We start from the raw sequence: 26,605 nt of genomic DNA on the forward strand, positions 1-26,605 counted from the left end.
CGGGCCGGCCTGCGGACGGTCCGCGGATGCGCTCAGCCGGCGGAGTCCGCGTCCTGCAGATCGACGTCGGCCCGGGCCGCCGGGCGGGCCTGCCCGGGCAGCTGCCCGGTGTTGACCAGATCGCGGGCCACGTCGTTGAGCTTGCGGTTGTGGTCGCTGGAGTAGCGCTTGAGCACGGCGAACGCGCGTTCGGGGGTGAGCCCCAGCCGCTCGATGAGGATGCCCTGGGCCTGCCCGATCAGGTGCCGGGCGTCCACCGCCCGCCACAGCTCCCGCTCGGTACGGAGCCGGGCCAGCGTGACCGATGCGTGGGCACCCACCATGCGGGCGGCCTCGATGTCGTCCTCGGAGATCGGGCCGGCCGCGGCCCGGTACAGGTTCAGCCCGCCCAGCGCGCGGCGTTCGGTGAACAGGTGCACGCTCACCGTCGCGCCCACACCCGAATCGGCCGCCGCCGGCCCCCAGCGCGGGAAACGCGCGTCGGACCGGGTGTCCGGGACCACCCAGACGCCCGACGTCTCCGCGGCCCGCAGACACGGGCCCTCGCCCAGCTCGTACTGCAGTGCGTCGGCCTCCCCGGCGGACGGTGAGGACACCGCCGCGGAATCCACCGATCCGTCCTTGCCGACCAGGGTGACGCTGGCCTCGTCGCAGATCCCCGCGGCCAGCGCCATCTCGACCAGGGCGTGCAGGGCCTGGGTGACCTCCGGATTGTCGGCCAGGCTGCGGGCCAGCTCGACGCCGGCCGCGGCGGAGCGGGGGGAGAAATCGGGAGCGGTCATCGCGTCCTCGGTCCTTCTGGGTCGCACGATCGTTCCGCCGCACGGTCTCGACGACGGGGACCCGGTCATCCTGCCCTGTCCGGCGGCCGGTGACCCGTCGCTGGGATGCGGGGTGCCCCACATCCTCCGAACGGGCGACGGTCGATGGGTGACAATGGGCAGCCTGCCTCCGCGGGTGCACCCTTCCAGGCCCCGCCGGGCCCCGGCCGAACGGACCGCCGTGCACGCTCCTGCGAACGATGTCGTCCATCCCCTCCGGGCGGCCGGGCGATGAGCGGGCACCACGGGCACTCCGGCGGCCACGGCGGCCACGGCGCTGGGAACGGGGGCTCGGACGGCGGGTCGGCCTCGACGGCCGGACGTTTCCGCGGCCGCCTCGCGGTGACCTTCGCGCTCACCGCCGGCTTCTTCGTCGTGGAGCTCGTCGTCGGGCTCGTCACCAATTCGCTCGCGCTGATCGCCGACGCCGGCCACATGGCCACCGACGTGGTCGCGCTGGGTGCCTCGCTGCTGGCCACCCGGATCGCCGCCCGCCCGGACGGCACCGGCCGCTGGTCGTACGGGCGGTACCGCGCCGAGGTGTTCTCCGCCGGGCTGACCGTGCTGCTCATGCTCGGAGTGGGCGTCTTCGTCATCGTCGAGGCGGTCGGCCGGGCCGGTGAGGGCGGCGAGGTCGCGGTGTCCTCGCTGCCCCTGCTGATCGTCGGGCTGATCGGGCTGGCCATCAACGCCGTCGGGCTGATCCTGCTCAAGGCCGGGTCCAAGGAGTCGTTGAACCTGCGTGCGGCCTACCTCGAGGTGCTCGGCGACGCGGCCGGCTCGATCGGCGTCATCATCGCCGCCGGGCTCATCGCGTGGACCGGTTCCTCGGTGTGGGACCTCGTCGTGGCCCTGATCATCGCGGTGTTCGTGCTGGTGCGGGCGGTCGGCCTGGGCCGGTCGGTGCTGCGGGTGCTCGGGCAGCAGGTCCCGGACGGGGTCGACGTCGGTGTCGTGGCGGCGGACCTCGGCGCCGTGCAGGGCGTGGTCTCCGTGCACGACCTGCACCTGTGGGAGCTCACCTCCGGCATGACGGTGGCCACCGCGCACCTGGTCACCACGCCCGGGGTCGATGCCCACCGGGTGCTCGACCAGGCCCGGGACGTGCTCGCCCTCCAGCACGCCATCGCGCACGCCACCCTGCAGGTCGAGCCGGCCGACCACACCTCGTGCGGTGAGATCGGCTGGTGACCGGTCGGCCCCGGACCCCGGGGCCACGACCGTCGTCGATCAGGCCGTGTTGCGGTCCCGGCGCCGCTCCGCGCCGGCGCCGCCGTCCTCTTCGGGGGGCGACTCGATCCCGGTGCCGCGGATCACCACGATGCGGTCCCCGGGCTGGAAGACCTTGACCCCGCCGGAGTCGAACCGGTGGTGGACGCCGTTGCGGATCACCGTCAGCACGATCTCGCCCTGCGCGGTGAGCCGGGCGGGGGACAGACCGACGTCCTCCGGACGCACCTCGCGCTCGGCGATCTGCAGCCCGGCGACCGGCTCGAGCAGGTCCTCCATCAGTTCACCGGCGTTCGGGGCGATGATCGACAGCCCGAGCAACCGACCGGCCGACTCCGCGGTCGGGATGACGACGTCGGCGCCGCCCTGCTTGAGCACCGCGATGTTCTGCTCCTCGCGTGCGGCCGCCACGATGGTGGCGTGCGGCGCCAGCCGCCGGGCGGTCAGCGTCACCAGCACCGAGGTGTCGTCGCGGTCGGTGGCCACGACGACCTTGTCGGCCGAGGACATGGCCGCCTGCCGCAGCACCTCCTCGCGGCGGGCATCGCCGATCACCCCGACGCAGCCGTCCCCGGTGGCGACCTTGATGTTGGCGCCGTCCAGGTCGACGACCACGATGCGGTCGGCCGGGTAGCCCTGGTCGAGCAACGCGGACACCGCCGACCGACCCTTGGTGCCGTACCCGATGACCACGGTGTGCTTCTTCACGCGCTTCCTCCAGCGGCTGTAGCGGAACTGCTGACGGCTGCGCTCGGTGAGCACCTCGATCGTCGTGCCGACCAGGACGATCAGGAAGAGGAACCGCAACGGGGTGATGAGCAGGATGTTGGTGAGCCGGGCGGCGTCGGTGATCGGGGTGATGTCGCCGTAGCCGGTGGTGGAGAGGGTGACGGTGGCGTAGTAGAACGCGTCCAGCAGGCTGTTGACCTTGCCGTCGACGTCGCGGTACCCGTCCCGCTCCAGGTAGACCACGACCGCGGTGATCGCCACACAGCTCAGGGCGATCAGGATGCGGAAACCGATGGCCACGAACGGCCCGTACTCCCGGCGTTCGGGCAGCGCGATCCGGCGTTCGGGGACGCCGTTCTTCGTGCGGGGAGGTCTGGCCACGACCAGACGGTACGTCGCCGGGGAGGGGGGCCGGCCCGGGCACCCCGATGGGGGCCCCGGTCAGCCGGTGGGCGGCTCGCGATCGGCCAGGAAAGCCTCGAACTGGGCACCCAGCTCGTCGGCCGTGGGCAGCGGCGCCGACTCGGCCAGCAGACCGCGACCGGAGGCCGAGGCGAACGCGTCGTACTGCTCCTCCAGCGCCCGGACGACGTCGGCGACCTCGCCGTTCTCGGCGATCTGCTCGGCCAGCTGGGTGCGCAGCTCGGCGCTCGCGGCGTCCAGCGAGCTGGTCGGCAGCAGCAGTCCGCAGGCGTCCGCGGTGGCCTGGATCAGGGTGCGGGCCACCTCCGGGTACTCCGAGCGGGCCAGGTAGTGCGGGACGTGCGCGGCGAACCCGATCGCGTCCCGGCCGTCCTGCCCGAACCGCAGTTCCAGCAGACCGCCGAGGTGCCCGGGGACCTGGATGGTGCCCGTGCGGTCCTCCTGGGGCGGGAGGAGCCCGGGCCGTGACGAGTGCTGGGTCATGCCCGTCGGGCGCGTGTGCGGGACACCCATCGGGATGGCCAGCAGCCCGACCGTCATCCGCACGTTCAGCCGGTCGACGACCTGGGCGACCGCGCGGATGAACCGCTCCCACTGCACGTCCGGCTCCGGGCCGGACATCAGCAGGAACGGGGTGCCGCCCTCGTCCACCAGCCGATGCACCTGCAGGGTCGGCGCCTGGTACGCGGTGTAGGCGTTGTCGTGGAACGTCAACGCGGGACGCCGGGCCCGGTAGTCGATGAGCTGGTCGACGTCGAAGGTGACCACCGGGGTGTGCTCGAGGGACTCCAGCAGGGCGGACACGGCCAGCCGGACACCGCCGCCGGCGTCGATGTACCCGTCCAGGGCGACGACCAGCACGGGGTTGCCGAGGTCGTCGAGCTCGGGTCGCTCCAGGTGCAGCTCGAACAGTTCGCCCGGTTCGCCGGCCATCGTCGATCTCCTCGCTCCACCCCGCGTGGGGGTGCTCGTCCTGCTGTCGGTGCGGTGGGCGGCTCGCGCCGGCCGGGTCAGCCGGCGGGCTGGGCCTTGATGAACCGCTCCTCGCGGCGCAGCACACCCTCGACCTGCTCGGCCACCATCTTCTCGACCTTGGCGCCGAAGAGCGGGATCGGGACGCTGGCCGCACCGTCGACGACGAGCTCGGTGCCCGTCCCCATCGGACGCAACGCCATTGTCCCCTTCAACGATGCCGGAGCACCCTTGACGACCACGGAGAACGTCGCCTCGTAACCGTCGGCGACGGGGCGCCAGGTCTCGGTCCGCTCCGTCACCGGGTCACCCGGGATCATCGCGGAGACCATCGACGGCAGGATCGCGGCCGGGATGCCCTGCCGGGTGACGATCGTGATGTCGTCGCCGACGACGTCCAGGCTGACCACCTCGGGGTCCTGGCCACCGGAGGCGTTCAACCGGCCGGTGACGAAATCACGGTCCTTGAGCCGGGCGTACAGCTGCGCCGGGGGGACGTCGAACTCCTGGCGGACGGACAGCGGAGTGGGCACGGAGGCTCCTGGGGGTCGGGGCGGGCGGTCCCCCCGATCATCCCCGCGGCAGCGGTGTCGGGGCGCATCGGGGCGGTGGGGGACGGGTCACTCCCCGGGACCCGGAGGGGCCGCGGCCGGCTCGGTCATCCGGTCGACGACCCCCATCAGGCACACCCCCAGCAGGCTCCAGTCCTGCTCGTCGGTCCCGTCGGCCGCCCACCGGACCGTAGGCGGCGCCTCGCCGGCCGCCGTCTGCACACCGAATCCCTCGACCACGGCGGTGAACGCGGCACACAGGTGGTCGACGGTGAACGGCGGTCGGAGCCGGAGACCGTAGGCCTCCATCACCCGCAGGTAGAGCCGGCCGAAGGCCTCGACGGCCTCCGCACGGCGGCCGGCCACCGCCCGCCTCAGCGCCGCATGGTGATGGGCGGTCGCCCGGAGCGCGAGGACCAGCAGGATGCCGGCGTCGTCGGGCAGGGTCTGCACGTTCGCTGCAGCCCCCTGTCGGAGGACCTCCGTCAGCGGCGCAGCGGCCGCCACCGCGGGGGCCACCGCCCGTTCGGTCCGATCCCACAGCGACCGGTCGCGCCAGCGCAGCGCGACGACGGCGAGCTCGTCGTGGAAGTCCCGCTGGTCGTCCCACAGCCGGTAGGCGGCACCGGTCGTCAGCCCGACCCGGGCGACCACCTCACTGAGGCGGATGTGGAGCACGCCGGCGGCGGGGCCCTGCTCGTGCAGCATCGTCACCGCGGTGTCCAACAGGAGCTGTCGGGTCTGCTCCGCCGAGCGTCGCGCCATGGCCGGAGGTTAACGCCGGTGTCCGCGGGCCGCCGCTCGCGCCGCCCTCCGGCCGATCGACGGAGCCGTCCAGGAGATAAGGAATTTACTTTTCCGTTCCTGCTCTGGGCCCGATCCCGCCGAGCTGTCACAGTTCTGCCATCGGTACTCCACCCCGGGACAGGGAGCAGAAGATGGATCGAGAAGTGTTGCCGGACAATCGTTCACGACGCGGGATGGCGGTGATCCTGCTCGTCGGCTGCGCCCTGCTGCTCGGCGGCATGCTCGCTCCCGCGGCGTCCGCGGCGGGTCCGTCGTCGGCGGTGGCCGCGGCCCCGACGATCAACGGTGCGGTTGTGGCCGCTGCGAGCTCCGCGTCCTCGGCCGGCGACGACTGGTGCGGGCCCGGGAACAACAACTGGAAGAGCTGGTGGATCCCGGATCACTGGGGCAAGGCCGACTTCCACGGGTCCTGCCTGCTGCACGACCGCTGCTACAGCTCCATCAGCGGGTGGGATCGGTTGACCTGCGACAACTTCCTGAAGAACAACATGCGCATCGACTGCCGGGACGCCTACAAGGCCGGCCTGAAGCGGGAGGCCTGCTACGCCGTGGCCAACCGGTACTACAAGGAGGTCCGCAAGCACGCCAAGGCCAACTACGCGGGCAGCGGCAGTTCGGCCTGACCCCGGGCCGGTGGGCGCCCGGCGGATCCCCCAGGGTCCGCCGGGCGTCTCCGCGTGACCGGCACGAGCCGCCCGCGCGAACACCGGGCTCTACCCTGGTGACGGTGACCTCGACCGCCGAAGCCGACACCCCCGCCGTGCCCGTCCGGCTGGCCGAGCTGACCACCCTGCACCTGGGCGGCCCGGCCCCCGCGCTGCACCGCGCCCGCACCGCGGGGCAGGTCGCCGACCTGGTCGGGGCGGCCGACGCCGCGGGGACCGGGGTGCTGGTGCTGGGCGGCGGGTCGAACCTCGTCGTCGCCGACGACGGGGTGCCCTGCCCGGTGGTCCGCATCGAGATCAGCGGATACGCCGTCGCTCCCGACCCGGTCGTCCCCGGTCGCGATCTGGTCACCGTCGGTGCGGGCGAGGACTGGGACGCCCTGGTCGCCCGCACGGTGTCCGACGGGTACGGCGAGCTGGCGCCGCTCTCCGGCATCCCCGGATCGACCGGGGCCACCCCCGTCCAGAACGTCGGCGCGTACGGGAGCGAGATCGCCGACACGCTGGTGTCGGTGGAGGTCTACGACCGCACTGCCCACCGGGCCGCTGTCCTGACGGCCGACGAGCTGCAGTTGGGCTACCGGACGTCGGTGTTGCGCGGCAGCGAGCGTGCGGTGGTCACCGCGGTCACCTTCGCGCTCACCCGTGACGAGGTCCCGGTGCGCTACGCCGAGCTGGCCCGCAGTCTGGGCGTCCCGCTCGGCGGCACCGCGCCCGCCGCCGATGTGCGCACCGCCGTGCTCGAGCTGCGCCGCGGGAAGGGAATGGTGCTGGATGACGCCGACCCGGACACCCGCAGCGCCGGATCGTTCTTCACCAACCCGATCCTGGACGCCGAGCGCGCGCGGGACGCCGACAGCGCCATCCGCGCCCGGCTCGGCGCCGAGGTCACCTACCCGTCCTATCCCGTGACGGGCGCCGATCCCGGCACGGTGAAGTTGTCCGCCGCCTGGCTGATCGACCGGGCCGGCTTCACCAAGGGGCACCCGGGCCCGCGGGGCGGCGCCGCCCTGTCGTCGAAGCACACCCTGGCGCTGACCAACCGCGGCGGCAGCACCGAGGACCTGCTCGCGCTGGCCCGGGAGATCCGGGACGGCGTGCACGCCGCCTTCGGGGTGCGGCTGCACCCCGAGCCGGTCTTCGTCGGGGTGGACCTGGATCAGGCCAGCAGTCCGTCCAGCTTGGCGTAGCCCTGGGTCAGCCCGTGCTCCATGCCGCTGGACACCATGCCGTCGCGAGCCTCGACCGTGGGATAGGTCGACCAGATCCGCAGCGCGCAGCGCTCGTCGTCCAGGGCGGTGAGCGTCAGCGTCTCCAGCGAGACGACATCGGGCCAGCCGTCGAACTCGAAGGTCTGCACGATGAAGTCGTCCCGCACGGTGTGGAACGAACCGCGGAAGCCGAAGAGCGCGCCGGCCGGGTCCGTGTGCACGTAGGCGTAGCTGCCCCCGCTGCGGCAGTCCCAGGTGTCGACGGCCATCTCGTAGCCGTCCGGGCCCAGCCACTGCCGGACCAGGTCCGGGTCCCGGTGGGCGTTCATGACCGCGGCGACGGGGGCGTCGAACTCGCGTCGGATCTCGATGAACGGGACGCCCTCGGGGGCATCGATGTGGACGGGGTTGCTCATGGCTCCTCCTGCTCTGCCGGGTGGGTGCCCGGGGTGATGGTGGGTGGTGTGCGCGTCGCGGTGAGCACGGCGTCCAGGGCGCGGAAGCGTCGCTCGTGGGCGAGCCGGTGCTCGTCGATCCAGGCCGTCAGCTCGGCCAGTGCGGCCGGGGCCAGGTGCACCGGGCGCCGTTGGGCGTCCCGGGACCGGGTGACCAGACCGGCCAGCTCGAGCACCTGGATGTGCCGGGAGACCGCCTGGGTGCTGATGGCGTGCGGCTCGGCCAGCTCGGTGACGGTGGCCGGACCCCGACTCAACCGGGCGACGATCGCCCGGCGGACCGGATCGGCCAGGGCCAGGAATGCGCGGTCGAGGCCGGCCTGGATGTCCCGGTCGTCGACCATCGAGGCCTCTTCTTCAATGGATCTGTTGCTCAACTGACGTGTTGAGTAAACCCCCACCATGCCGAGGGGTCAAGACCCCCGGTGCGTCGCTCGGTGACGGCCGTCGGAGGGTCGTGGAACACTCGTCCCCCGGAGCGGTCGCCACCCTGCCGTCGGTCGTCCGGAAGCTGCCCGTGAAGGAGCGTTGATGTTCAGTCGGATCGCCGTGATCAACCGAGGTGAGCCGGCCGTCCGGCTCATCCGCGCGGTACGGGAACTGAACGCCGAGTTCGGGTACGGCATCCGCGTCATCGCGCTGCACACCGCGGCCGAGCGCAGCGCCCTGTTCGTCCGGGCCGCCGACGAGTCCGTGGTGCTCCGCGACAAGGGTTCGCTGGGCAGCCCGTACCTGGATCACGCCGAGCTGGAACGCGCCATGCGTGCCGCCCGCGCCGACGCCGCCTGGGTCGGCTGGGGCTTCGTCGCCGAGGACCCGACGTTCGCCGAACTGTGCGAGCGGATCGGCGTCACCTTCATCGGCCCGCCCGCCGAGGCGATGCGGATGCTCGGCGACAAGGTGCAGGCCAAGATCATGGCCGAGGCCAACGGCGTGCCCGTCGCCGCGTGGAGCGGCGGCCCCGTGGAGTCTCCCGAGCAGGCGCTGGAGCACGCGGCAGCGATCGGGTTCCCGCTCATCCTCAAGGCCCGCAGCGGCGGCGGCGGGCGCGGCATCCGCATCGTGCGCGACCCGGCCGAGCTGCTGCCCTCGCTCGAGCGGGTGCGGATCGAGGCCCAGCACACCTTCGGCGACCCGGTGATCTTCATGGAGCGCCTCGTGCAGGGCGGCCGGCACATCGAGGTCCAGGTGATGGCCGACAACCACGGCACCGTGTGGACGCCGGGCGTGCGCGACTGCTCCATCCAGCGGCGCAACCAGAAGCTCATCGAGGAGTCCAGCTCACCCGCGCTCACCCCCGAGCAGTCCGCCGATCTGGCGGCCCGGGCCGCCGCCCTGGTCCGGGCGGCCGGTTACCGCGGCGCCGGCACCGTGGAGTTCCTGTACCAGCCGCAGGAGAAGACCTTCGCGTTCCTGGAGGTCAACACCCGACTGCAGGTCGAGCACCCGGTCACCGAGGAGACCACCGGCCTGGACCTGGTCAAACTGCAGATCCGGGTGGCGAACGGGGAGCGGCTGACCGGCGAGGTGCCGCCGCCGTTCGGCCACGCCATCGAGGCGCGGCTCAACGCCGAGGACGCCGACGCCGGGTTCGCCCCCTCGCCCGGTGCCGTCGAGCTGCTGACCCTGCCCAGCGGGCCCGGCATCCGGGTGGACACCGGCATCGCCACCGGCGACGTCATCCCGCCGGACTACGACTCGATGGTCGCCAAGATCATCGCCTGGGGCCGGACCCGTTCGGAGGCGATGGCCCGACTGCGCTGCGCGCTGCGGGAGACCACCGTGGTGCTCCGGGGTGGCACCACCACCAAGTCGTTCCTGCTCGACCTGCTCGATCGGCCCGAGGTCGTCGACGGCACCGCCGACACCGCCTGGCTCGACCGGGTCGGCGCGGTCGACGAGACCGTGCTCGCCCCCGGTGCCGACGTCGCGCTCCTCGCGGTGGCCGTCAACGCCTACGAGAGCGCGGAGTCCCAGGCCCGGGACGCGTTCCTGCGGTCGGCCCGCGGCGGTCGCCCGCGCGCGGCGCAGACCGTCGGGCGCACCGTCGAGCTCGGCCACCTCGGCAACTCCTACTCCCTGGAGGTGTTCGAGGTCAGCCCCGGCGAGTTCCGGGTGCACGTCGCGGAGCAGATGGTGCCGGTGACCGTGGAGCGGCTGTCCGCCCACGAGAGCCGCATCGTCGTCGCCGGGCGCCGGCACGCCGTCGTCTCGGTCACCGGCGAGGCGTCCAGCCTGGTCGAGGTGGACGGGGTCAGCCACCGGGTCAGCCAGGACGAGGGCGGCATCCTGCGTTCGTCCGCGCCGGCCGTGGTCGTGGCCATCCCCGTCACGGTGGGCAGCGACGTGCAGGCCGGGGACACCGTCGCCGTGCTGGAGAGCATGAAGATGGAGACGCCCGTGCGGGCGCCCTACGCCGGCCGCGTCCGCGAGGTGCTGGCCGGGGTGAACTCCCAGGTCGACGCGGGGGCGCCGCTGGTCCGTCTGGACCGGGCGGACGACGGGGTCGCGGCCTCGTCCCGGCCGACCATCATCTTCACCACCGGTGCCCAGGAGTCGCAGGACGATGCGCGGGCCCGCGCCCTGGCCGCCCTCACCGCCCTGCGCGGGCTGGTCACCGGCTACGACGTGTCGGCCGAGCGGGCCCGCGAGCTGTCCGCCGAGTACGAGACCCACCGGGCCGCCGTGCCCGACGACGACCGGGAGCTGGTCCGCGCCGAGCTGTCCCTGCTGGCCACCTTCGCCGATCTGTGCGAGCTGTCCCGCAACCGGCCCGCCCGCGACGAGCACGACTCCGACGAGCGCGTGCACAGCCCCCGCGAGTACTTCCACACCTACCTGCACTCCCTGGACGCGGACCGGGAGGGGCTGCCCGGCTCGTTCCGCCAGCGCCTGGCCCGCGTGCTCGCCCACTACGGCGTGGCCGAGGACGAGACCGGCGACCCGCTGGAGGAGGCGGTGTTCCGCGTCTTCCTGGCCCTGGACCGTGGTGCCGACCAGATCCCGGTGGTCACCGCCCTGCTGCAGCGCTGGCTCACCGTCGACGCCGTCCTGGACGAGGGCGTCCGCGAGGAGGTCGGCGAGGTCATCGAGCGACTCATCGTGGCCACCCAGCTGCGCTACCCGGTGGTCGGCGACCTGGCCCGCAACGTCCGGTTCCGGGTGTTCGACCGGCCGCTGATCGAGCAGGCCCGCACCGAGGTCTACCGCGAGATCCGTGCCGAGCTCGGCTATCTCGCGGCCAACCCGCACGCCGCGGACCACCTCGAGCGCATGCGCACGATGGAGAACAGCCCGGAGCCGCTCATCGGCGTGCTCGCCGAGCAGGTGCTGGCCGGGGGGGTCGAGCTCGCCCCGATGCTCGAGGCGATGACCCGCCGGTACTACTCCATCCGGCAGCTGACCAACCTGCGGACCCGGGAGCTGGCCGGCCGGCCGGCCGTGGTCGGTGACTTCGAACTGCAGGGCCGCACCCTGCACCTGGTGTCCACCGTCGCCGACCACCCGGGCCTCGCCGGTTCGCTGGCCGCGATCGCCGAGGTGGCGGCCACGGCCGCGGATCCCACCCAGGTCGTCACCGACATCTACCTCTCCTGGCCCGACCGCCCCGCCGACTCCGAGGCGGTGTCCGACGAGCTCCGCGCGGCCGTCGACACCGTCCCGGTGCTGGCCCGTGGCCGCCGCGTCACCGTCAGCGTGGTCAGCGGACCCGACCAGGGCGTCGAGCAGTTCACCTTCCGCCCGACCGGTGACACCGGCGTGGCCGAGGAGCGGATCGTCCGCGGCCTGCACCCGCTGATCGCCCAGCGGCTGGACCTCTGGCGGCTCAAGAACTTCGTCGGCACCCGGCTGCCCGCCGCCGACGACGTGTACCTGGTGCACTGCGTCGCGCCGGACAACCCGTCCGACGAGCGACTCGTGGCCCTGGCCGCCGTCCGCGACGTGACCCCGCTGCGGGACGCGTCCGGCGCCGTCATCGCCTTCCCGGCCGCCGAGCGGATGCTCGCCGCCTGCCTGGACAGCATCCGGCGGGTGCAGGCCACCCGCGGCACCCGGCAGCGGCTGGACGCGAACAGGGTGATCCTGCACGTGTGGCCGACGATCGAGCTGCCGCTGCGGGAGCTCATCGGCTTCGCCCGGGGCAGCGTGCCGCTGTCGGTTGGCGCGGGTCTGGAGGAGATCACCGTCCTGGCCAAGCTCCGCGAGCGGCCCGACCTGCCCGTCCGGGCCGTCGCGCTCAGCTTCCGGGAGGCCCCCGGTCGCGGCTTGTCCGTCCAGGTCACCGACCCGCCGACGGAACCCATCGCCCCGCTCGACGACTACACCCAGAAGGTCCAGCGGTCCGCGGCCCGCGGCACCGTCTACCCCTACGAGATCGTCCCGCTGCTGACCGGCGAGCAGGGCAGCTTCGTCGAGTACGACCTGACCGACGGCGCCTTCACACCGGTGGACCGCCCCTACGGCCGCAACCGCGCCGGCATCGTCGCCGGCCTGGTCAGCGCGCCGACCGAGCGCTACCCCGAAGGCATGGAGCGGGTCGCCCTGTTCGGTGACCCGACCAAGGCGCTGGGCACCGTGGCGGTGGCCGAGTGCGCGCTGATCGTCGCGGCCGTCGATCTCGCGGCCGAGCGGGGCATCCCCGTGGAGTGGTTCACGCTCTCCTCCGGCGCCACCATCTCGATGGACAGCGGCACCGAGAACATGGACGCGGTCGCCCGTGCGCTGCGCCGGCTCATCACCTTCACCCAGGACGGCGGCGAGGTGAACATCGTGGTCGCCGGCATCAACGTCGGCGCCCAGCCGTACTGGAACGCCGAGGCCACGATGCTGCCGCACACCAAGGGCATCCTGGTGATGACCCCGGACAGTGCGATGGTGCTGACCGGCAAGCACTCGCTGGACTACTCCGGCGGGGTGTCCGCCGAGGACAACTTCGGCATCGGCGGTTACGACCGGATCATGGGCCCGAACGGCGAGGCGCAGTACTGGGCGCCGACCCTGCGTGCCGCGGTGGACATCCTGTTCGCCCACTACGAGCACGCCTACCTGGCCCCCGGCGAGCGGTTCCCCCGCCCGGCGGTCACCACCGACCCGCGCGAGCGGGACGTCCGCGAGTACCCGCACGCCCTGGCCGACAGCGACTTCACCACCGTCGGCGACATCTTCTCGGTGGAGAAGAACCGGGAGCGCAAGAAGCCGTTCGACATCCGGACCGTCATCGAGTCGATCGTCGACCAGGACCACCCGACCCTGGAGCGGTGGGCCGGCATGGCCGAGGCAGACACCGGGGTGGTCGTGGACGCGCACCTGGGCGGACATCCGGTCGAGGTCATCGGCATCGAGTCACGGCCGATCCCGCGGCGGGGCGCGCTGCCCGCCGACGGACCCGACCTGTTCACGTCCGGAACGCTGTTCCCGCGGTCGTCCAAGAAGGTCGCCCGGGCCATCAACGCGGTCAGCGGCAACCGCCCGCTGGTCGTGCTGGCCAACCTGTCCGGGTTCGACGGCTCCCCGGAGTCACTGCGGAACCTGCAGCTGGAGTACGGCGCCGAGATCGGCCGGGCCATCGTCAACTTCGACGGGCCGATCGTCTTCTGCGTCATCTCCCGGTACCACGGCGGCGCCTTCGTGGTGTTCTCCGGCGCCCTGAACGACAACATGGAGGTCGTCGCCGTCGAGGGCTCGTTCGCCTCGGTGCTCGGCGGCGCGCCGGCCGCCGCCGTGGTGTTCACCCGCGACGTCAACGCCCGCACCGCCGCCGACCCCCGGGTGCGGGAGCTGGAGGCCGCCGTGGCCGCCGCCCCCGCCGCGGACCGCGGCCGGCTGCGGGTGGAGCTGGCCGACGTCCGGGCCTCCGTCCGGTCGGAGAAGCTCGGTGAGGTGGCCGGCGAGTTCGAGGCCATCCACACCATCGAGCGGGCCGAACGGGTCGGCTCGGTGGACACCACCATCGCGCCGGAGTCGTTGCGGCCCTACCTGATCGACGCCGTGGAACGGGGCATGGCCCGGGCGCGGTGAGGTCGGGCCGGGGTGGTCGGCGGCCGGCCCGCCGGTGGGTCGGAGCCCCGTCGGCGCCTGGAAGGATGGGGCTGCCGTGCCCCGTTCCACCCCTCCCGATCCCCAGGAGTCCGCCGTGTCCGAGCGCGTCACCCCTCGTCCCGACGCCCCCGCCGGGCGTCCGCTGACGTGGCTGGAGATCCGGGCCGAGGCCGTGCTCGGCCTGCGCGCGGCCATCTCCGAACGCGCGCAGGTGTCCCGCATCCGGCCGGTGGTGCCCGAGGCGCAGGACATGCCCGACCGCAGCCTGCTGCACCTCACCCCCCGGCACACCCCGCCCGGCGGGTGGGACACCCGGGCCTTCGTGCTGATGGACGCCAGCGGCGACGCCGATGCGGCGGCCGGTGGGACAGACCCCGATTGGCCGGTGACCCCGCCGCGGCGGGTCCCGCTGGAGCTGAAGTACGCCTCCACCGGGGATCACCTGGTGCTGGAGGTGACGCCCGAGGTCCGGGCGGAGCTGCCGGGCGCCGACCTGGTCTGGGTCGGCTACGCCCAGGACGAGCAGCTGGACCGACAGCGGCGGATGCTCACCCAGCTGGAGTCTGCGCACCGCGGGGCCCGGGTCGCCGATCTGTGGTCGGCCCGCGGCCTGGACCGGACGGTCGACCCCGGGCACCTGGACGCCGCGCAGGCCCGCGCCCTGGCCGCCACGCTGACCGGCGGCGGCTGGTTGGTGTGGGGCGAGCCCGGCGAGCGGCGCACCGAGACCGTGGTGGAGGCCGTCCACCGGGCGCTCGCCGCCGGGAAGACGGTGCTGGTCACCGCGCCCGTGCCCGGCCCGGTCGACGCCGTGCTGATCGACCTCTCCCTCGCCGGCCCCGCCCAGCGCCGGCCCGGTGTGGCCGTGCGGGTGCCCGACGTGGACGCCGACCCGGAGGCCGCGCAGGGGGTGGCCCATCCCGACATCGCCGGCCACCGGTGGCTCTCCCTCGATCGCGCCGCGGCGGTGCGCGTCCGGCGGGACGACCGGCTCCGGGAACTCGACGACGAGGCCCGCGCCAACCACGCGCACACCGACCGCGAGGCCATGGACCGGATCCGCGCCGCCCTGGCCCAGGAGGACGTCGAGCGGCTCGACCAGGCGCAGGCTGCCGTGCACGCGGCGGAGCAGACCTCCCTGCTGACCGCAGGGCGGGACCGCCTGCTGCAACGCACCGAGCAGATCGCCGCGCAGCTGGCCGCCGTCTCCCGTCGCCGTGAGCAGGCCCGGGAGCAGGCCGCCGGGCACGAGGATGCGGTGGCCTCGGTGCAGGACGCGGAACGCCAGGCCGAGCAGTGGGCCCAGGTCCTCGCCCGGGCCGAGGCCACCGTGGCCGATCTGGCCGCCCATCGCGACGAACTGGCCGCCGTGCACGCCGAACTGCACGACGCGCTCACCAACCGGCCACCGTGGCTGCCCTGGCAGATCCGCCGCCTCGAGGAGAACGAGGCCGCCGCGGCCGACGAGCTGGCCACCGCGACCGCCGCCTGGCAGGAGGCCGCCACCCGGCTGACCGCACAGCGGTCGGGAGCGCAGGACGCGCAGGACGCCGTCCGCACCCGGCGGGCCGACGAGCTCGCCCGGGCCGCGGCCCGGGCGAGCAGCCAGGAACTCGCCCTGGAACACGCCCGGTGGGCCGAGCAGGAGCGGGACGTGGCCCGCGGCCTGGCCGACGTGGAGCGTCAGCTGGAGTCGTTCCTGGCGCAGACGCGCGTCATGCCGCACGCCCACCAGATCGTGGAGGACGCCCAGCGCCGCGGGGTGCTGGACCTGCTGAAGGACCGGGAGCGGTTCGAGCAGCGGGTGCACCACCTGGACCGGCTGCTGCGCGAGCTGGACCGCCGGCGGATCCGGCTGGACGACGAGTACGAGGCGGCCTGGCGCCGGGTCGCCACCGAGGCCCCCGTCGTCGGGTGCACGATGTCGACGTTGACCGACCCGATGCTCGCCCAGCGTCGGTTCGACCTGGTCGTCGTGGACGAGGCCGGCGCCGCCGAGTTCGCCGCCACGGTGCACGCCGGTTCCCGCGCCGACGACGGGCTGGTCCTGCTCGGGCACCGCGCCGGACCGCCGGAGGGCTGGACCGGCGAGGGCCCGTGGGTGCACGTCGACGCGTTCACCGTGCTGGGCGTGACCGACGACGACTCCGCCCGCGCCCACTCGCGCTGCGTGGCGCTGGACTGAGCGGGTCACGGGTCACCGACCACGGGTCAGGCGTCGACGGTGCCGTCCCACCAGGGCTCGGTGACGCCCACCCGGAAGCGGCCGGTCAGCGCCGCGCGGACGTCATGGAGCAGGCGCACGCCGGTGCCGAGGTAGTGCGGGTCGCCGGGACCGTCCACGGGCAGGCGGTCCTCCGCGTATCCCGCGTTCCAGGTGCGCAGGCGGTCGACGAGCGCGGCGGGGAGCCCGAGGGCGTCGAGATCGGCGGGGGCGCCGCCAATCCACAGCGGCCCCGGCCCGTGATCGGGCCAGAACTCGAGGTCGGTCACCGGGTCCACGGACGGGGCGCAGGTCAGCGGCCTGCGCTGAGCACCAGCAGGTGCTGCCCGCCGCCGCGTTCCACGCCGACCTCGAGGGTCAGCGTCGGGGCCAGGCGGGGGAGTCGGTCGCGCAGCCAGGCGGCACCCTGCTCGGCGTCCGCCGGGCCGGGGCAGCGCCCGACGACCTCGCGACCGCCCTTGCGGCCCAGCCGCTCCACCGTGGTCAGCAGAACCGCCGGGTCGGAGACGAACAGCGCGTCGGGCCAGCGGATCACCGGGGTGACGGCGCCCTTGCGGGTGTTGCAGGCCCGGTGGGCCAGCCGTTCCGGACCGGGCTTGGCGCCCTTGGCCGGCTTCTGCGCGCTGTAGTACTGGTCGACGCTCGGCCCGCGGGCGTCGTTCACCGACTTGTCGGGGTCCACGGGCTCGTCACAGATCCAGCATCGCCAGCCGTCCCGCTCGCCGACCTCGTCCAGTGCGCTCACGCCGCGCACCGTAACAGCGCAGCGCCCCGGGCCCGGGCCGGCGGGCGAGCTCAGGCCCCGGTCACCAGCCACGCCTCAGACCGCAGGCGCAGGCCCAGGGTCAGCGCGCGGGCGCCCATGAACGCCACGGTGAACGCCACCCACAGCCACACCAACCCGGCCGTGCCGCCCGGCGGCCAGATCACCAGCGCGGCGGTGGCGGGCAGGTAGACCACGAGCGTGCCCACCCCGGCCCAGGCCAGGTAGCGGCCGTCGCCGGCGCCGATGAGCACCCCGTCGAGCACGAACACCCACCCGGACAGCGGCTGCCCGAGGGCCACCATGATCGCCGCGGCGGCCACCGCCGCCCGCACCGTGGGGTCGGGGGAGAACACCCCGCCGAGAACGGTGGACAGGGCGAGCACGATGACCGCCACCCCGGCGCCGGCGGCCAGACCCCACCGCAACAGCACCCCGGTCAGCCGTCGCACCTGCACGGTGTTGCCCTGCCCGAGGGCCCGCCCGGTCAGGGCCTGTGCAGCGATGGCCAGCGCGTCCAGGCCCAGGGCGAGGAAGTTCCAGATCGCGGTGAGCACCTGGTGGGCGGCGAGCGCGGCCACCCCCTGGCGGGCGGCGACGACGGTGGTGGCCACGATGGCCAGCCGCAGGGTCAGGGTGCGGACGAACAGCGGGATGCCGGCCGTGCCGGCCCCGGTGATCCGGCCGCGGTGCGGACGCAGCCCGGCGCCGGCCTGCCGTGCGGCCCGGCGCACCACGGTGACCAGGACGGCGGCCATCGCGTACTGGGTGATCACCGTGCCCACGGCCGAGCCGGCCACGCCCCAGCCGAATCCCAGGACGAACAGCACGTTGAGCGCGACGTTGACCGCCGCCCCGCCCGCGGCGACCCACAGCGGGGTGCGGGTGTCCTGCAGCCCGCGCAGCACCCCGGTGGCCGCCAGCACCACCAGCATGGCCGGCAACCCGGCCACCGAGATCAGCAGGAAGGTGGTGCCGTACCCGGCGGCGCCCGGCGGTGCACCGAGACCGCGCACGAGGACGGGGGCCAGCGGGGCCAGCACGGCGGCCGTGGCGAGGCCGAGGAACGCGGCCAGGTACAGCCCGGCCACCCCGAACTCCAGCGCTCGGGCCGGGTCGCCGGCGCCGAGCGACCGGGCGACCTGGGCCGTCGTGCCGTAGGCGAGGAAGACGGCCAGCCCGACCGCGGTGGCCAGCACCACCGAGGCGACGCCGACACCGGCCAGCTGGTCGGTGCCCAGGTGCCCGACGATGGCCGCGTCCACCAGCAGGAACGCCGGCTCAGCCAGCAGCGCGCCGAGGGCGGGCACCGCCAGCCGCAGGATCTCGCGGTTCAGCGAGCGGTCGGCAGCCATGGCGTCACTGTCGCAGGCGTCGGGGGGCCGGGTCGCCGGGGCACCGCGGACGGGGCAGGATGGGCCGCCAGGACGGATGAAAACGCTTCCATCCCCCATCCCACCGCACGGTTCGCCCAGCAGGAGGACGCATCGCCATGACGGCACCCACCCCCCGCCGCTTCCCCGACGGATTCCTCTGGGGATCCGCCACCGCCTCGTACCAGATCGAGGGGGCGGTGGACGAGGACGGCCGCGGTCCGTCCATCTGGGACACGTTCTCCCGGACGCCGGGCAAGGTGCTGAACGGGGACACCGGCGATGTCGCCGACGACCACTACCACCGGTGGCCGCAGGACGTGGTGCTGATCCAGGAGCTGGGCCTGCAGGCCTACCGCTTCTCGGTGGCGTGGCCGCGGATCCAGCCCACCGGGTCCGGGGCGTTCGAGCAGCGGGGCGTGGACTTCTACTCCCGGCTCACCGACTCCCTGCTCGAGGCCGGGGTCACCCCCGTCGTCACGCTCTACCACTGGGACCTCCCGCAGGCCCTGGAGGACGAGGGTGGCTGGACGAACCGGGAGACCGCGCTGCGGTTCGGTGAGTACGCCGAACACCTGGCCGGCCGGCTCGGCGACCGCATCGACACCTGGACCACGCTCAACGAGCCGTGGTGCGCGGCCTTCCTCGGGTACGGCTCGGGGGTGCACGCGCCCGGCCGCACCGAGCCGCTGGCCGCGCTGCAGGCCGCCCACCACCTGAACCTCGCCCACGGGCTGGCCGGCCGGGCCGTCAAGGCCGTGCTGGGTGAGCAGGCCAAGGTCTCCGTGACGCTGAACCTGCACGTCACCCGGCCCGACGACCCGGAGTCCGCGGCCGACCGCAACGCCGTCCGGCGGGTCGACGCCGTCGGCAACCGGATCTTCCTCGGCCCCATGCTCGACGGTGAGTACCCGGCCGATCTGTTGGCCGACACCGCCTCGATCACCGACTGGTCTTTCGTGCAGGACGGCGACACCGCCACCGCGCAGGTGCCGCTCAGCGTGTTGGGCGTGAACTACTACAACACCGCGCGGGCCACCCAGTGGGACGGGGTGAGCGAGCGCCAGGGCGCCAGCAACCACGGCGAGTCCACGGCCACCCCGTTCATCGGGACCGACGACGTCGACTTCCTGACCCAGCCCGGCCCGTACACCGCGATGGGCTGGAACATCGATCCCTCCGGGATGACGGAACTGCTCACCTCGGTGTCCCGGACCTACCCCGATCTGCCCCTGATGATCACCGAGAACGGTGCCGCGTTCGACGACGAAGTGGTCACCGCCGAGGACGGCAGCACCCGGGTGCCCGACCCGGACCGGACCTCCTACCTGCACCGGCACATCGACGCGGTCGGCGCGGCGATGGACGCGGGGGCCGACGTGCGCGGGTACTTCGTCTGGTCGCTGCTCGACAACTTCGAGTGGGCGTTCGGGTACGAGCGTCGGTTCGGCATCGTCCGGGTCGACTACGACACCCAGGAGCGCACGCCGAAGGACTCGGCCCGCTGGTACGCCGAGCTCATCCGCACCCGGCAGCTGCCGCCGGTGACCCCGGGGGCCTGACCGCCCCGGCCGGGACCGTCAGCAGGACGGTCCCGGCCCGTCGGCTCCACCCGCGTCCCGCGTACCGGCCTGACCCCCCGGGGCCGGGTCGGCGAGCAGGGCACCGATCTCGGCCAGGGTCCGCAGCTGATCGGCGTCCAGCCGGTCGACGAGCACCTCGCGCACGGCCCGGACATGGCCCGGGGCGGCCTCCTGGACGGTGCGCAGGCCGGCCGCGGTCAGGGTGGCCAGGGTGGTGCGGCCGTCGTCCGGCGCGGGTCGCCGGGTCATCAGGCCGCGGTTCTCCAGGCGTCGCGCCACGTTGGACAACCGGGTCAGCGACCCGTTGGCCAACCGGGCCAGGTCACTCATCGCCGTGGTGAGGTCGGGCCGCATCGACAGCGAGCTGAGCACCAGGTACTCGAACAGGCTGAGCCCGGAGTCCCGCTGGAGCTGGGCGTCCAGTGGCCCGGGCAACAGCAGGGCCAGCGCCACCGCGCCCTTCCAGGCCTCCTGCTCGTCGCCGGTCAACCACCGGGTGCAGGCATCCGCGTCGCTCAGGCCGCTGGGAGTGCCGTCGCCGCTTGCGCAGTCGCAGTCGGCCGGGTCGGCCGGGTCGGCCGGGTCCGGACGCAGATCTTCGGTCGGTGACTTCATGGGTGAACTTTAGCGCTACAGTGATGGTTCAAGCATGAACTGATGACGTGAGGACTCCCGATGACCCTGTTCCGCCTGGACGCCAGCATCCGAGTCGACGGCTCGGCCAGCCGCGAGATCGCCGACATCGTCGAGGAGGAGTGGCGCCGCAACCACCCGGGTGACCCGGTCGTGCGCCGGCACGTCGGCACCGAGCCGCTGCCGGCCGACAGCTGGGCGCACGCGACCGCGGGAGCGTCGGTGGCGGACGCCGACCGCACCGACGCCCAGCGGCTCGCGCTCGAACTGGCGGCGGTGCTCGTCGACGAACTCACCGCGGCCGACGCGGTGCTGATCGCCGTCCCGCTGTACAACTTCGGGGTCTCGCAGCACCTGAAGGCCTGGGCCGATCTGGTCATCGCCGGCAGCGGCCCCGGGTCGCGGCTGCTCGAGGGCAAGCCGACGGTGCTGGCCACCGTGCGCGGCGGCAACTACAGCGCCGGCACCCCGCGGGAGGGCTGGGACCACTCGACCCCCTACCTCCGCCGGATCCTGGCCGACGTCTGGGGCGCCGACCTGACGGTCGTGGAGCGGGAGTTCACCCTGGTCGGGGTGAACCCCGCCCTGGACGTATTCGCCGACGCCGCCGCCGACCTGCACCAGCGGGCCCGGTCGGCCGCGCGCGAGGCCGGGCGGGCCCTGGGGGCGGCCCGCGTCTGACCCGGACCTGACCCGCCGGATGTCGCCGACCTGCGGTGATGATCGACGGGCACCCACCCGGGGTGCGGCGTTAGGCTCCGTCCCGTCCTGATTCCGGCCCCGTGCCGTGGAGCACCGGCCGGTCCTCGTCACCGCCGGGGGTGCGCGATGTCCCAGACCGTGCTGCTGATCGGAACGCGCAAGGGTCTGTGGGTGGCCCGCTCGGACGGGGACCGTCGCGAGTGGCGGATGGACCCGCCGCAGTTGCTCATGGAGAACGTGTCCGCCGTGGGCGTCGACCCGCGGGGACCGGGCGACGGGCCGCGGCTGTACGCCGGCAGCACCAGCTGGGTCTACGGCACGCGGGTGCTGGTGTCCGACGACCTCGGCGCGAGTTTCACCGCCGGACCGGTGGACGCGATCCGCTTCCCGGAGCGGACGGAGGCGACCCTGGCCGCCGTCTGGCAGCTGACCCCGGGTATCGGGGTGGGCGAGGTGTGGGCGGGCACGGAGCCGTCGGCGTTGTTCCACAGCACCGACGGCGGCGGCTCGTTCACGCTGGTCGACGGGCTGTGGGATCACCCCCACCGGCCGACCTGGGCGCCGGGCGGTGGGGGCCAGGCGGTGCACACGGTGCTGCCGCACCCCACCGACCCGGACGACGTGCTCGTGGCCATGTCGACGGGCGGGGTGTACCGCACGGGGGACGGCGGGGTGTCCTGGCAGGCACGCAGCTCCGGCATCCGGGCCGACTTCCTGCCCGGCGAGGAGCCGCCGGACCACGGCCAGTGCGTGCACAAGGCGGTGCGCAACCCGGCCGACCCCGCGCAGCTGTTCGCCCAGAACCACGGCGGGGTGTTCCGGTCCGACGACGGCGGGGTGCACTGGACCGACATCAGTGCCGGGCTGCCGGCCGACTTCGGCTTCTCCGTCCTGGCCCACCCGCACCGTCCGGGCACGGTCTTCGTGCTGCCGCTGGTGGCCGACGTGGAGCGGCTGCCTCCGGGCGGACAGCTCGCCGTGTGGCGGTCGGACGACGCGGGCCGGACGTGGCGGGAGCAGATCGACGGTCTGCCGACGGATCCGGTGTGGTCGGCGGTGATGCGGGACGCGGCCTGCACGGACACCGCCGATCCCGCCGGGATCTATCTCGGTACCCGGTCCGGATCGGTCTTCGCCGGCACCGACGTCGGCGGCGAGCTCACCTTCACCACCGTGGCGCGGGACCTGCCGGACGTGCTGTCGCTCCGCGCCCTGGTGATCAGCTGACCGATCGGGCGTCCGGCCCGGCCTGGAACGACGCGGTCACATCGGCCAGGATCTCCGGCCACGCGGACAGCAGCGCGGACGTCCCGGCCACCCGGGTCACCCGCCAGTCCGGTCGGTCGGCGGCTTCGGCCTGCAGCCGGGCCGCGGCGAGCACGGCCTCGCGCTGGCCCAGCCAGAGATGGACCGGCGCGCGCACGCCTCTGGCCTCCTGTGCCCAGGACGGGTCGTCGACGGGCGAGGCCGGCACGGTCCACGGGCCGCCCTGCTGGGCGGCGTCGGCGGCCACCGCGCGACGGAAGTCCACCTCCAGCCAGCGTTCGCCGAGCTCGGCGCGTGCGTCCGGATCCAGCCGGTCGACCAGCCGCTCCCAGACGGTGAACGAGGTCAGATCGGCGTCGTGCCCGGCGGCGGTGACCCAGCCGGCGAGATGCCCGGCATGGGTGCGAGGACCGCGGGAGAGCAGCCCGCGCAGCCCGCGACGGGCCGGGGCCTGCGGCGGCAGCCCGGCGGACACGGCCGTCACCGAGACGACCATGCCCGGATAGCGGGACGCGAAGGCCAGGGCGTCCCCGACACCGTGCCCGACGCCGATGACGGCGACCCGGCCGACGGCGAGGGTCTCTACGAGGCGGCGGAGATCCTCCGCCGGCTGCTCGGTACCGCCGAAGCCGATGGGATCGGAGGCGCCGATGCCCGGGCGGTCCAGGGCGAGCAGGCGGGTGCTGGCCGGCAGGGCGGTGTCGTGCAACAGCCAGCCCGGTGCCATCCGGGAGGACAGGCGGTCGGGGATGAGCACGCAGGGCAGGCCGCGGGAGTTGCCGTACTCACCCCAGGCCAGGGCCCGGCCGTCGGGCAGGCGCAGGGCGCCGTGAGCGGTCGGGTCGGGCGGGGGGAGCTGCAGGTCCTCGTCGTCGAACAGCAGCGGCTCGGCCGAGTCCAGCAGGTCGGGCAGGTGAACCTGGGTCCGGGCGGGGTCCGCGACATCGTCCGGGGCGGCGTGCCGTCCGGGACGGGTGCGGGATCCGGGGGCCGGGTCGACGGGGTGCGGAGTGGAGCGGGACCGGACGGTCGTTCCCTGCATGGATGGATCCTCTGGCGAGACGGGTAGGGCGGAGCCGGGTGCTCGGGGCGGACATCGCCCTGGATCCCGGGCACGACTCATCGCCCTCGCGACCGTCGGCTTCCCCCCGAGACGCCGACCCCAGGAACGGGTCGACCCACTCGTCTGTTATATGGCTTTCGGAGGGTCCGGTGTTGCCCCGTGATACCAACTCGTGATGTGACAATTTCGTCACGGATCGCGACGGAAAGTGAACACGGCCTGTACGCGCGGTTCCGGGTCACCGCCCGGGCGTCCCTCGACGTCCGCTGACCAGGCCTGATGCGCTCCGGAACGGATCGGTCCCGGGGTCAGCCGGCGTTCACCGCGTCCCGCCAGGTGAGCCAGTCGCGCACGCCGGCCAGGTCGTAGTCCGGTCCGCCGACGCCCACGGTGAACAGGGTGAACCCGGCGTCCAGCAGGGCGTTCGCGGTGGTCTCGTCGGATCGGCTCACCTCGGTGGAGTGCTCGATGTCCGCGGGGTTCCGGCCGACGGCGGCGCAGTGCTCGGCGAGGATGCCGCTCTTGCGGACCATGGTCTCCACGTCGCCGAAGGCGTGCCAGATGCTGGCGTGCTCGGCGACCATCCGCAGGGTCTTCTTCTCGCCGCCCCCGCCGATGAGCACCGGGACGTCCCCGAGCGGGGCCGGGTTGAGCTTCTTCAGCCGGGCGTCGATCCGCGGGAGGTAGTCCTTGAGCAGCGCCAGGCGACTGCCCGGGGTGCCGAACTCGTAGCCGTACTCGTCGTAGTCCTTCTCGAACCAGCCGGCGCCGATGCCGAGGATCAGCCGGCCGCCGGAGATGTGGTCCACCGTGCGGGCCATGTCGGCCAGCAGGTCGGGGTTGCGGTACCCGCCGCCGGTGACCAGCGCGCCGATCTGCACCCGCTCGGTCTGCTCGGCCCAGGCCGCGAGCATCGTCCAGCACTCGAAGTGCTTCCCGTCGGGCTCGCCGTACAGCGGGTAGAAGTGGTCCCAGTTGAAGACCACGTCGACGCCGGCGTCCTCGGCGCGCAGGACCGCGTCCCGGATCTGCGCGTAGTCGGCGTGCTGCGGCTGGAGCTGGACGGCGATGCGCACGGGCCGGTCGGGGGTCGTCATGCGGACATCATGCGCCCGGTGCGGTTCGCGGGGAACGGCCGAGGACGGGCGCGCGCGGGCCAAGGCGCAGCCCGGCGGACCAGCGGGCCGGGCGGGAGCCGACACCCTGCGACCGGGAGAACGCTGTGGGCGGAATGCCGTTGACCCCGGTGCGCCCGACACGCACGGTGGAGACGTGGACAGCACGGGCAGTGAGAGCGGCGGCCGAGGCACCGGGACGACCGGGCGGGGTGGCCGACCCCCCGCGGGGGAGCGCGCCAGGATGGCCGAGCTCTGGCCGTACCTGCGCCCGCACCGCCGCATCCTGCTGATCGTCGCGGGCATCTCGATCGTCGGCGCCGCCCTTGCCGTGGCCCAGCCGGCCACCGTCTCGGTGGTCATCGACGCCGTGCAGAACGGCCGGTCGATGGGCCCGGTGATCGCGTTGCTCGTCGGTTTGCTGCTCGGCGGGGCGATCGTCAACGGCGTCCAGCAGTTCCTGCTCCAGCGCACGGCCGAGGCCGTGGTGCTGCGGACCCGGCGGGATCTGGTGCAGCGCATGCTGTCCCTGCCCATCGCCGAGTACGACACCCGCCGGACCGGTGACCTGGTCTCCCGGGTCGGCTCGGACACCACCCTGCTGCGCACCGTCGTCACCTCCGGGCTGGTCGACGCGGTGGCCGGTTCCCTGGTCTTCCTCGGCTCGGCGATCGCCATGGCGTTGATCGACCCGCTGCTGCTGGGGGTGACCCTGGCCGTGGTGCTGCTGGCCACGCTGATGGTGGTGTTCCTGGGCCGGCGGATCCAGAAGCTGACCCTGCTGGCGCAGACTCAGGTCGGCCTGCTCGGCGCCGCGGTGGCCCGGGCCATCCCCGGGGTCCGCACCATCCGCGCCGCCGGTGCGACAGCCCGGGAGACCGCGGCGGTGGACGGGATCGCCACGGAGGCGTACGGGACCGGCGTGCGGCTCGCCAAGATCGCCGCGCTCATCCAGCCGGTGGTCGGCATCGCCCTGCAGGGCGCGTTCATCGCCGTGCTGGGACTGGGTGGCTACCGCGTCGCGACCGGCTCGATGCAGGTGTCCGAGCTGGTGGCGTTCATCCTCTACCTGTTCATGATGATCATGCCGCTGGGCCGGGTCTTCCAGGCGTACACGGCGATCCAGAACGCGCTCGGGGCGGTCATCCGGATCCGGGAGATCACCGCGTTGGACCCCGAGTCCGAGTCCGAGCCGGAGTCGGCGAGCACGGATGCCGGCCCGGTCCCGGTGGATCCGGCCTCCCCGGCGTTGGAGTTCCGCGGCGTCAGCTTCGACTACGACGGCGTCCCGGTGCTGCGGGGGGTCAGCTTCCGGGTGGAGCGCGGCACCCGCACCGCGATCGTCGGGCCGTCCGGCGCCGGCAAGTCCACCATCCTCGCGCTCATCGAGCGGTTCTACGACCCGGCCGCGGGCACGATCGAGCTGGACGGGCGGGACGTGCGGCGCAGCTCCCGCGCCGCCACCCGGGCCCGGATGGGGTACGTCGAGCAGGACTCCCCGGTGCTGGCCGGCACCCTGGCCGACAACCTGCGGCTGGGCTCCCCGGAGGCGACCGACGAGGAATGCGTGGCGGTGCTCGCCGCGGTCAACCTGACCGGGGTGCTCGAACGCGATCCGCGGGGGCTGGCCGCCCAGGTCGGCGAGGACGGCATCCTGCTGTCCGGTGGCGAGCGGCAGCGCCTGGCCATCGCCCGGTCCCTGCTGGCCGCCCCCGATCTGCTGCTGCTGGACGAGCCGACGGCCAGCCTGGACTCGCGCAACGAGGTCGCCCTGCGGGAGGCGATCGACGCGGTCGCCCAGCGCCGGACGCTGGTCGTCGTCGCGCACCGGCTCGCCACGGTGGCCGACGCCGACCAGATCGTGGTGCTGGACGGCGGCCGGGTCCGCGCGGTGGGCACGCACGACGAGCTGCTCGGCGCCGACGCGCTCTACCGGGAGCTCGCCGAGCACCAGCTCCTGGTCTGAGCCGGGCCGACCGG

At 73.7% G+C, this 26,605-nt stretch carries 22 protein-coding genes; 9 read left to right on the top strand and 13 right to left on the bottom strand.

The window, feature by feature from the left end:
• Positions 1-32 precede the first annotated feature (32 nt).
• Positions 33-782, bottom strand: a complete 750-nt coding sequence (locus tag J2S58_RS14485; protein WP_205257837.1) for a GAF and ANTAR domain-containing protein — start codon at positions 780-782, stop codon at positions 33-35.
• 270 nt (positions 783-1,052) lie between these two features.
• Here J2S58_RS14485 and J2S58_RS14490 point away from each other — a divergent pair, with 270 nt between their 5' ends.
• Positions 1,053-2,012, top strand: coding sequence for a cation diffusion facilitator family transporter (locus J2S58_RS14490; protein ID WP_205257838.1), 960 nt, complete (start codon positions 1,053-1,055; stop codon positions 2,010-2,012).
• A gap of 39 nt (positions 2,013-2,051) precedes the next feature.
• On the opposite strand, the gene J2S58_RS14495 is transcribed toward J2S58_RS14490, so the two are convergent.
• From J2S58_RS14495 to J2S58_RS14510, 4 genes are all read right to left on the bottom strand, one after another.
• Positions 2,052-3,167, bottom strand: a complete 1,116-nt coding sequence (locus J2S58_RS14495) for a potassium channel family protein (protein WP_370881875.1) — start codon at positions 3,165-3,167, stop codon at positions 2,052-2,054.
• Positions 3,168-3,221: 54 nt separating this feature from the next.
• Positions 3,222-4,136 carry a PAC2 family protein gene (locus J2S58_RS14500; RefSeq protein ID WP_205257839.1) on the bottom strand — a complete coding sequence of 305 codons (915 nt, stop codon included), beginning with the start codon at positions 4,134-4,136 and terminating at the stop codon, positions 3,222-3,224.
• Between the two features lie 77 nt (positions 4,137-4,213).
• Positions 4,214-4,708: a DUF2505 domain-containing protein gene (locus tag J2S58_RS14505; protein WP_205257840.1), complete on the bottom strand. Its 495-nt coding sequence runs from the start codon at positions 4,706-4,708 to the stop codon at positions 4,214-4,216.
• An 87-nt stretch (positions 4,709-4,795) separates the two neighbouring features.
• Complete coding sequence (locus J2S58_RS14510; protein WP_205257841.1) at positions 4,796-5,491, bottom strand: TetR/AcrR family transcriptional regulator; 696 nt, start codon at positions 5,489-5,491, stop codon at positions 4,796-4,798.
• A gap of 173 nt (positions 5,492-5,664) precedes the next feature.
• Between J2S58_RS14510 and J2S58_RS14515 the strand changes: the two genes are divergently transcribed.
• Positions 5,665-6,156, top strand: coding sequence for a hypothetical protein (locus J2S58_RS14515; RefSeq protein ID WP_205257842.1), 492 nt, complete (start codon positions 5,665-5,667; stop codon positions 6,154-6,156).
• A 95-nt stretch (positions 6,157-6,251) separates the two neighbouring features.
• Positions 6,252-7,388 (top strand): UDP-N-acetylmuramate dehydrogenase, encoded by a 1,137-nt coding sequence (locus tag J2S58_RS14520; RefSeq protein ID WP_275889520.1) that lies wholly within the window; start codon positions 6,252-6,254, stop codon positions 7,386-7,388.
• On the opposite strand, the gene J2S58_RS14525 is transcribed toward J2S58_RS14520, so the two are convergent.
• Together J2S58_RS14525 and J2S58_RS14530 are read right to left on the bottom strand one after the other, a co-directional pair.
• Positions 7,358-7,825, bottom strand: coding sequence for an SRPBCC family protein (locus J2S58_RS14525; protein WP_205257844.1), 468 nt, complete (start codon positions 7,823-7,825; stop codon positions 7,358-7,360). The two genes, J2S58_RS14520 and J2S58_RS14525, sit on opposite strands and share 31 nt — an antisense overlap.
• Complete coding sequence (locus J2S58_RS14530) at positions 7,822-8,208, bottom strand: ArsR/SmtB family transcription factor (protein WP_205257845.1); 387 nt, start codon at positions 8,206-8,208, stop codon at positions 7,822-7,824. The genes J2S58_RS14525 and J2S58_RS14530 overlap by 4 nt, the downstream gene beginning before the upstream one ends.
• 187 nt (positions 8,209-8,395) lie before the next feature.
• Here J2S58_RS14530 and J2S58_RS14535 point away from each other — a divergent pair, with 187 nt between their 5' ends.
• Together J2S58_RS14535 and J2S58_RS14540 are read left to right on the top strand one after the other, a co-directional pair.
• A complete protein-coding gene (locus J2S58_RS14535; RefSeq protein ID WP_205257846.1) occupies positions 8,396-13,882 on the top strand; it encodes an ATP-binding protein in 5,487 nt (1,828 codons plus the stop codon).
• Between the two features lie 76 nt (positions 13,883-13,958).
• Positions 13,959-16,088, top strand: coding sequence for an AAA domain-containing protein (locus tag J2S58_RS14540; RefSeq protein ID WP_205257847.1), 2,130 nt, complete (start codon positions 13,959-13,961; stop codon positions 16,086-16,088).
• A 26-nt stretch (positions 16,089-16,114) separates the two neighbouring features.
• On the opposite strand, the gene J2S58_RS14545 is transcribed toward J2S58_RS14540, so the two are convergent.
• Genes J2S58_RS14545 through J2S58_RS14555 form a run of 3 tightly spaced genes read right to left on the bottom strand, consistent with a single transcriptional unit; the run spans position 16,115 to position 18,245 of the window.
• Positions 16,115-16,396 (bottom strand): hypothetical protein, encoded by a 282-nt coding sequence (locus J2S58_RS14545; RefSeq protein WP_205257848.1) that lies wholly within the window; start codon positions 16,394-16,396, stop codon positions 16,115-16,117.
• Between the two features lie 23 nt (positions 16,397-16,419).
• A complete protein-coding gene (locus tag J2S58_RS14550) occupies positions 16,420-16,872 on the bottom strand; it encodes a hypothetical protein (protein WP_205257849.1) in 453 nt (150 codons plus the stop codon).
• Between the two features lie 50 nt (positions 16,873-16,922).
• Positions 16,923-18,245 (bottom strand): MATE family efflux transporter, encoded by a 1,323-nt coding sequence (locus tag J2S58_RS14555; protein ID WP_205257850.1) that lies wholly within the window; start codon positions 18,243-18,245, stop codon positions 16,923-16,925.
• 137 nt (positions 18,246-18,382) lie between these two features.
• Between J2S58_RS14555 and J2S58_RS14560 the strand changes: the two genes are divergently transcribed.
• On the top strand, positions 18,383-19,825 hold the full coding sequence (locus J2S58_RS14560) for a GH1 family beta-glucosidase (protein ID WP_205257851.1): 1,443 nt from the start codon (positions 18,383-18,385) through the stop codon (positions 19,823-19,825).
• Positions 19,826-19,843: 18 nt separating this feature from the next.
• Here J2S58_RS14560 and J2S58_RS14565 read toward each other — a convergent pair whose 3' ends face one another.
• Positions 19,844-20,461, bottom strand: coding sequence for a MarR family winged helix-turn-helix transcriptional regulator (locus tag J2S58_RS14565; protein ID WP_205257852.1), 618 nt, complete (start codon positions 20,459-20,461; stop codon positions 19,844-19,846).
• Positions 20,462-20,521: 60 nt separating this feature from the next.
• Here J2S58_RS14565 and J2S58_RS14570 point away from each other — a divergent pair, with 60 nt between their 5' ends.
• Together J2S58_RS14570 and J2S58_RS14575 are read left to right on the top strand one after the other, a co-directional pair.
• The gene (locus J2S58_RS14570) at positions 20,522-21,160 is read left to right on the top strand and encodes an FMN-dependent NADH-azoreductase (RefSeq protein WP_205257853.1); all 639 of its coding nucleotides are present in this window, start codon (positions 20,522-20,524) and stop codon (positions 21,158-21,160) included.
• A gap of 147 nt (positions 21,161-21,307) precedes the next feature.
• Complete coding sequence (locus tag J2S58_RS14575; protein ID WP_205257854.1) at positions 21,308-22,408, top strand: beta propeller repeat protein; 1,101 nt, start codon at positions 21,308-21,310, stop codon at positions 22,406-22,408.
• On the opposite strand, the gene J2S58_RS14580 is transcribed toward J2S58_RS14575, so the two are convergent.
• Positions 22,401-23,489: an alpha/beta fold hydrolase gene (locus J2S58_RS14580; protein WP_205257855.1), complete on the bottom strand. Its 1,089-nt coding sequence runs from the start codon at positions 23,487-23,489 to the stop codon at positions 22,401-22,403. The genes J2S58_RS14575 and J2S58_RS14580 overlap by 8 nt on opposite strands.
• A gap of 329 nt (positions 23,490-23,818) precedes the next feature.
• The gene (locus J2S58_RS14585) at positions 23,819-24,607 is read right to left on the bottom strand and encodes an LLM class F420-dependent oxidoreductase (RefSeq protein WP_205257856.1); all 789 of its coding nucleotides are present in this window, start codon (positions 24,605-24,607) and stop codon (positions 23,819-23,821) included.
• A 262-nt stretch (positions 24,608-24,869) separates the two neighbouring features.
• Between J2S58_RS14585 and J2S58_RS14590 the strand changes: the two genes are divergently transcribed.
• Positions 24,870-26,591, top strand: a complete 1,722-nt coding sequence (locus tag J2S58_RS14590) for an ABC transporter ATP-binding protein (RefSeq protein ID WP_205257857.1) — start codon at positions 24,870-24,872, stop codon at positions 26,589-26,591.
• Positions 26,592-26,605: the final 14 nt, after the last annotated feature.

This window comes from Nakamurella flavida (assembly GCF_030811475.1).
Lineage (GTDB): Bacteria > Actinomycetota > Actinomycetes > Mycobacteriales > Nakamurellaceae > Nakamurella > Nakamurella flavida.